The organism is Streptococcus sp. ZY171113, assembly GCF_057748235.1.
The window spans coordinates 2,113,104-2,120,000 of record NZ_CM173243.1 but is presented as its reverse complement, the minus strand read 5'-3'; the positions used below and the strand labels follow the sequence as shown (position 1 = coordinate 2,120,000).

At 52.9% G+C, this 6,897-nt stretch carries 8 protein-coding genes (1 of these 8 cut by a window edge); all 8 read left to right on the top strand.

The window, feature by feature from the left end; translation table 11 throughout:
- Window positions 1-1,760, top strand: partial view of a polyribonucleotide nucleotidyltransferase gene (gene pnp / locus AC3ARB_RS10060; protein ID WP_488320423.1) — the 3' portion only. Its footprint begins 364 nt before the window's first position; 1,760 of the gene's 2,124 nt are visible here — the last part of the coding sequence; the start codon falls outside the window, past its left edge; it ends in the stop codon at window positions 1,758-1,760.
- A gap of 120 nt (window positions 1,761-1,880) precedes the next feature.
- Complete coding sequence (locus AC3ARB_RS10055) at window positions 1,881-2,624, top strand: SseB family protein (RefSeq protein WP_488320422.1); 744 nt, start codon at window positions 1,881-1,883, stop codon at window positions 2,622-2,624.
- Between the two features lie 232 nt (window positions 2,625-2,856).
- Entirely contained in the window at window positions 2,857-3,480 is a 624-nt protein-coding gene (cysE, locus tag AC3ARB_RS10050; protein WP_488320421.1) for a serine O-acetyltransferase, read from the top strand.
- Window positions 3,481-3,501: 21 nt separating this feature from the next.
- A complete protein-coding gene (locus AC3ARB_RS10045) occupies window positions 3,502-4,266 on the top strand; it encodes a nucleoside phosphorylase (protein WP_488320420.1) in 765 nt (254 codons plus the stop codon).
- 17 nt (window positions 4,267-4,283) lie between these two features.
- Window positions 4,284-4,451 (top strand): hypothetical protein, encoded by a 168-nt coding sequence (locus tag AC3ARB_RS10040; protein WP_488320419.1) that lies wholly within the window; start codon window positions 4,284-4,286, stop codon window positions 4,449-4,451.
- A 39-nt stretch (window positions 4,452-4,490) separates the two neighbouring features.
- Window positions 4,491-5,018, top strand: coding sequence for a dihydrofolate reductase family protein (locus AC3ARB_RS10035; protein WP_488320418.1), 528 nt, complete (start codon window positions 4,491-4,493; stop codon window positions 5,016-5,018).
- Between the two features lie 36 nt (window positions 5,019-5,054).
- Window positions 5,055-6,398, top strand: coding sequence for a cysteine--tRNA ligase (gene cysS, locus AC3ARB_RS10030; RefSeq protein ID WP_488320417.1), 1,344 nt, complete (start codon window positions 5,055-5,057; stop codon window positions 6,396-6,398).
- Between the two features lie 53 nt (window positions 6,399-6,451).
- Window positions 6,452-6,856 carry a Mini-ribonuclease 3 gene (locus tag AC3ARB_RS10025; RefSeq protein WP_488320416.1) on the top strand — a complete coding sequence of 135 codons (405 nt, stop codon included), beginning with the start codon at window positions 6,452-6,454 and terminating at the stop codon, window positions 6,854-6,856.
- Window positions 6,857-6,897: the final 41 nt, after the last annotated feature.

The following is a 6,897-nucleotide window of genomic DNA, read 5'->3' as shown; positions in this document are numbered from 1 at the left end:
CTAGCGCTCCGATGGCGGCTATGTTTGGTAGCTCCTTGGCCCTGTCCATTTCGGACATTCCTTTCAACGGACCGATTGCTGGTGTGCAAGTCGGCTATGTGGATGGCCAGTTCATCATCAACCCGACCAAGGAAGAGCAGGCCAACTCTCTGCTTGATCTGACGGTGGCTGGTACAAAGGAAGCCATCAACATGGTGGAATCTGGCGCCAAAGAGTTGTCAGAAGAAATCATGCTGGAAGCTCTGCTATTGGGCCACCAAGCCATCCAAGAACTGATCGCCTTCCAAGAGCAAATCGTGGCAGCAGTTGGCAAGGAAAAGGCTGACGTGGAGTTGCTCCAGGTTGACCCTGAGCTGCAGGCGGAAATCGTGGCTGCCTACAATGCCGACCTCCAGACGGCAGTCCAAGTGGAAGAAAAACTGGCCCGTGAAGATGCGACAAACGCCGTTCGCGAGCGAGTGATTGCGGACTACCAAGCCAAGTTTGAGGGTCACGACGAATTTGACCGCATCATGCGTGACGTGGCAGAAATCTTGGAGCTCATGGAGCATGCTGAAGTCCGTCGTCTGATTACCGAGGACAAGGTTCGTCCTGACGGCCGTAAGGTGGACGAGATTCGTCAGCTGGATGCGGAAGTGGACTTCCTGCCGCAGGTGCACGGTTCAGGTCTCTTTACTCGTGGTCAGACCCAGGCCCTGTCTGTTCTGACCCTGGCTCCGATGGGTGAGACCCAAATCATCGATGGTTTGGAAGACGAGTACAAGAAACGGTTCTTGCACCACTACAACTTCCCGCAATACTCTGTTGGTTCCACTGGCCGTTACGGGGCTCCTGGCCGTCGTGAAATTGGTCACGGTGCCCTGGGTGAACGGGCTCTGGAGCAGGTTCTGCCGAGCTTGGAAGAGTTCCCTTACGCTATCCGTCTGGTTGCTGAAGTCTTGGAATCTAACGGTTCCTCATCACAGGCCTCTATCTGTGCGGGCACTCTGGCCCTCATGGCTGGCGGTGTGCCGATTAAGGCGCCTGTTGCGGGTATTGCCATGGGTCTGATTTCAGACGGCAGCAACTACACCATCTTGACCGACATTCAGGGGCTTGAAGACCACTTCGGCGATATGGACTTCAAGGTAGCTGGTACCCGTGAGGGGATTACCGCCCTGCAAATGGACATCAAGATTGAGGGCATCACCGCTCAAATCTTGGAAGAGGCTCTGGCTCAGGCCAAGAAGGCTCGTTTCGAGATTTTAGATGTCCTGCATGAGGCTATTCCTGCGGTTCGCCCTGAATTGGCACCGACTGCACCCAAGATTGACACCATCCAAATCCCTATTGACAAGATTAAGATTGTTATCGGTAAGGGTGGCGAAACCATCGACAAGATTATTGCGGAAACTGGTGTTAAGATTGACATCGAAGAAGACGGTCTGGTGTCCATCTTCTCTAGCGACCAAGATGCCATCAACCGAGCTAAGGAGATTATCGCTGGCTTAGTGCGTGAAGCCAAGGTTGACGAGGTTTACGAGGCCAAGGTTGTCCGCATTGAGAAATTTGGTGCCTTCGTCAACCTCTTTGACAAGACGGACGCCTTGGTTCACATTTCTGAAATGGCCTGGAACCGGGTCAACCGTGTTGAGGACCTGGTGGAGATTGGCGATACCGTGACTGTTAAGGTTATCAAAATCGACGAGAAAGGCCGTGTGGATGCTTCTATGAAGGCTCTGCTCCCTCGCCCACCAAAGGCTGAGAAGAAGGCAGACTAATGACTAGCGACAGCCCATTCGCCTGAAAAAGCCTGATGGGCTGGGTCGTTGGCATGGATATGGAAAAATGGCAGAGTTGCTCTGCCTTTTCCCCTATAAAAACAAGAAATGGAGAGTACGATGACTCTGGAATTGGACAAACGCCTGCGGGCTTTCATCGCTGATCCGACCAACTTTTTGGATGCTTTGGGTCTGGTCAATGCCTTTCACGGCCAAACCGTTAAGGCTAGCAGCAAGCCTTATGCCATCGAGGTTGACGGTAAGCAGGTTGTGCCAGTCTTTACTGACTCTGCTGATTTGGAACAGTTTCGTTTGACACAACCAGGCAGTGCTTATCAGACTTGGGTAGACCGCTCTGTTTTGGAGGTCTTGCGGGAAGCTATCGAGCAGAAACTGTCTGCCCTAGCTTTTAACCTGAAACAAAGAGGGGACGATGGGAATTCAACCCTGATTTTAACCAGCGATTTGATTAACTTTATTAACCACCACACTCAGGTTCTTAACCTGGTTTTGGGTGCCGATAATCAAAAAGCCAGTCTGGGTCAGAAAAATTACCTGGTTCCAGCCTACCACCGCAAGGATGAGGAAGGCAATCAAGTTCGGATTTTTGCCATGATGACCAATCCAGAAGGCAAGCACTACGTGCCGGTCTTCTCCAACCTGGTCAGCTTTGCCAAATGGTACAATGATAAAGGATTTGGTGGCAAGTTCCGCGAGCTGTCTGGTCTGGTTTTGGTCTGGAATTTGGACCACTTCCAAACTCCGCCATCAGGCAAGAACATCTTAGAAGAAACAACAGGCATTGCCATTAACCCATTTGACGAGACCATGGCGCTTTTTGACTGGGAGAGCTTGCCAGAGTAAGATTGGCAGGGATAGGATTGGCATTTTTCAGAAAGATTTCTGAAAAATGATGGATGAGACTTGGATTTAAGCTGGAACAGCAGGTTTTCAGAAATCACTTGGAAATACAAGACATCTGGTAGGCTTGACTGAATAATTTTTCAGAATTTTTTCTGAAAAACGGCACATACTTTGACTTGTTTTAGAAGATTTTCCAAAAAAATACAGAGAAGACCCAGGAAAGGAGATCAGCATGGGCTGGTGGCGACAAACCATTGACATTGTAAAAGAATTGGATCCGGCAGCTCGGACGACAGCGGAAGTCCTGCTGACCTACCCTGGGGTCAAGGCCCTGGCTGCCCATCGGGTCTCCCATTGGCTCTGGCAACATGACCTAAAGCTCCTGGCCCGCATGCACAGCCAGTTCTGGCGGTTCTGGACCCAGATTGAGATTCACCCTGGGGCCCAGATTGCCCCTGGGGTCTTCATCGACCACGGGTCTGGCCTGGTGATTGGAGAGACCGCCATCATCGAGGAAGGGGTTATGCTCTATCACGGTGTGACTCTGGGCGGAACGGGTAAGGACACGGGCAAACGCCATCCGACCATCCGCCGTGGGGCCCTGATTTCGGCTCATTCCCAGCTGATTGGCCCCATCGAGATCGGCGAAAAAGCCAAGGTGGGTGCGGCCTCGGTGGTCCTGGCCGACGTGCCTGCTGACGTGACCGTGGTGGGCGTGCCTGCCCGAGTGGTTCGGGTTCATGGTCAAAAGGACGAGACCGCCATCGACCAGCTGGAGCAGGAGCGGGACAACCGCTACTACACCTCCAAGCTGGACCAGCTGCGGGAGACCAGCCACAACTCGTCAGAACTTTAGCCCCTAGATGGAGGAAACCCTATGCTTTTAACTGATTTTGACAATAGCCGAGCAGTCATCGAGCCGACTGAGGTCTATGATGTGACAGCAGGAGAGACTTGTTCAGTCCTCTTAGCCTCTTTCAATGGCAACCTGATTCGTGACCTGGTTGCTCGTGAAAACCTAGCTCCAGCAGGCCATTTGACCAGCCTCAATGGTGATTACCCTTGGTACATTTGGGAAAAAGATGGCCTGAAATTGGGCCTCTTTCTCCTGCCAATTGGGGCCGCCATGGCAGTCGGTCAACTGGAAGAACTTCATGCGGTGGGCTTTGAACGAGTTATCGTTCTGGGCTCGTGTGGGGTTCTGGACAAGGACTTGGACAGGTCAGCGATTTTGCTACCAGCCTCTGGCCTACGGGACGAGGGGACCAGCTACCACTATGCTCCTGCTAGCGATGAAATTGGCTATGACCCAGCTTTGCTATTGACTATGGAAAAAGCCCTGACGGCCGCAGGCCTCAGCTGCCAGCGGGTCAAGACCTGGACCACGGACGCCTTCTACCGAGAGACACCAGCCAAGGTCAAGAAACGCCTGGCCGCAGGGGCTCAGGTGGTGGACATGGAGGCGACCGCCCTCATGGCTTGGAGCCAGTTCCGCCAGGTGCCTGTCTACCAGTTTTTCTACACCACCGACTTTTTGGACCCTGACCAGCGGGTCTGGGACAAGTTCCAAGGCCGAGACCAGACTGATCACATGGCCCTCTTTGAGGTGGTTTTGGTGATAGCGAGGGCGTTGACTGCTTAATCTTTTTGGAGAAAACCATGTTTGATTTTTATGAGCGACACAAATTCATTTGCCTAGTGACCCTCTTTCTGATTCTGGTCTGCGGTGCCACCCTCTGGGAGGGGAACCTGACCGCCGCTGGAGTGACAGGGCTGGCCAGTCTGTGCCTGTCAGCCTATCTCTGTCGACTTTATAAGAAAAACTAGACTGACTCTGCTTTGCTATTGCCCTAAAAAGGAGATCAAATGACTATTTATTTTTACGGTTGTGTGACCATGGACGGTTACCTGGCAGATAGCCAGCATCGGATTGACTGGCTGGACCAGCTGGCTCAGGGGCTGGACGAGGCGGAGAGTACCTATCCTGACTTTTATGCCCAGATGGATGTGACCATCATGGGCAAGCGAACCTTTGACCACATTGCTCAGATGGAGGGGGCTGAGGATTTTTACGCTCAGACGACCAATTATGTCCTGACCCACGCGACGGAGCTGGGTGTGGCCAATTACCAGCCAGTAGCCCTGGATGTGGTCGAGCTGGTCAGGTCCATTCCTGCTGAGAAAAATGTCTTTGTTGTTGGGGGCAATAGTCTGATTGCCCCGCTCCTTGAGGCGGACTTGTTTGACCATCTGATTATCCAGATTGCCCCCGTGATTTTAGGTGAGGGGGTACCCGTGTTCACCCAGCCTGTCTTTACCCGCTTCTACCAGCTGGATGGCGTGACCCAGTTTGGCAACTTTGCGGAGTTGCGCTTCAGCCGAAAACCATCCTAATCTGCTCTGCCATTACCCTAAAAACGAGGTAAAACGATGCTAAAATTTTACGACACCATGACCCGCAGCCTGCGTGACTTTGTGCCTCTTGAAGAGGGCAAGGTTAAGATGTACGTTTGCGGGCCGACGGTTTACAACTACATTCACATCGGCAATGCCCGCTCCACGGTGGCTTTTGACACCATTCGCCGCTACTTGGAGTACCGGGGTTACGCCGTCACCTACGTCAGCAACTTCACTGATGTGGACGACAAAATTATCAAGGCCGCTGCCGAGACGGGCGAGACGCCCAAGGAGCTGGCCGACCGTTTCATCGCCGCCTTCAAGGCCGACACCACCCAGCTCTTTGTCAAGCCTGCGACCGACAACCCGCGCGTCATGGACTACATGGACCAGATTCTGGCCTTTATTGTCGCTCTTTTGGAAAATGGCTGCGCTTATGAGGCGGATGGGGATGTCTATTTCCGAGTCGACAAGGCAGAAAACTACGCCAAATTAGCCAATAAAACTCTGGCCGACCTGGAAGTCGGGGCTAGTGGCCGTGTGGACGAGGAAACAGCCCGCAAAGAAAACCCGCTGGACTTCGCCCTCTGGAAAGCCGCCAAGCCAGGCGAGATTTCTTGGGACAGCCCATGGGGGCCAGGTCGCCCAGGCTGGCACATCGAGTGCTCGGTCATGGCAACGGAGATTCTGGGTGACACCATCGACATCCACGGTGGCGGGGCTGATCTGGAATTTCCCCACCACACCAACGAAATCGCCCAGTCCGAATGCAAGACCGGCAAGACCTTTGCCAACTACTGGCTCCACAACGGCTTTGTCAATGTGGACAACGAGAAAATGTCCAAGTCCCTGGGCAACTTTGTCACCGTCCATGACATGCTCAAGACCGTTGACGGTCAGGTTTTGCGGTTCTTTTTGGCCACCCAGCACTACCGTAAGCCAGTCAACTTTACTGAAAAAGCCATCTACGATGCTGAGGTCAACCTCAAGTATCTGAAAAATGCCTACACCCAGCCCCTGACCGAAAGGGCTGATGAGGCTGTTCTGGCTGATTTTGTGGCCCAGTTCACCGCCGCCATGGACGATGACATCAATGCCGCCAATGGCATCACCGTCATCTTTGACCTGGCCAAGTGGATTAACTCAGGCAACTACACGGCGGCAGTCAAGGAAACCTTTGGCCAGCTCTTGGAGGTTTTTGGTATTGTCTTTGAGGAAGAAGTGCTGGATAGCGACATCGAAGCTTTGATTGCCGAACGTCAGGCTGCCCGTGCCAACCGTGACTTTGCCACCGCTGACCGTATCCGTGACGAGCTGGCTGCCCAGGGCATCAAGCTCCTAGACACCAAGGATGGGGTTCGGTGGACCCGTGATTAAATCTAGGAATACCCTAGTTAACGGCCTATGATGAAAGAAAAGAAGGGTTTCTTGTGACAAAAACCATTGACGTTAACCTGATTAACGGGATTGCCCTGGCCTTTGAGGGGGATGCGGTTTACTCTATGTATGTCCGCCGTCACCTCATCATGACTGGCCAGACTAAACCCAATCAACTGCACCGCCTGGCCACCCACTATGTGTCGGCTAAGGCACAAGCCATGCTGGTCCAAGCCCTCTTGGATGCGCAGCTATTGACCGAAAAAGAAATCGACATCTACAAGCGGGGCCGCAATGCCAACAGCCAGACCAAGGCTAAGAACACGGACGTGGTGACCTACAAGATCTCGACGGGGTTTGAGGCCATTATCGGCTACCTCCACATGACCGAGCAAATCGAGCGTCTGGAGGAGTTGGTGGATTGGTGCATCGTTTATGTGGATAATCAAAAACAGTAGCTCGTAGGAGCTACTGTTTTTGATTACATGACATGCTTTGT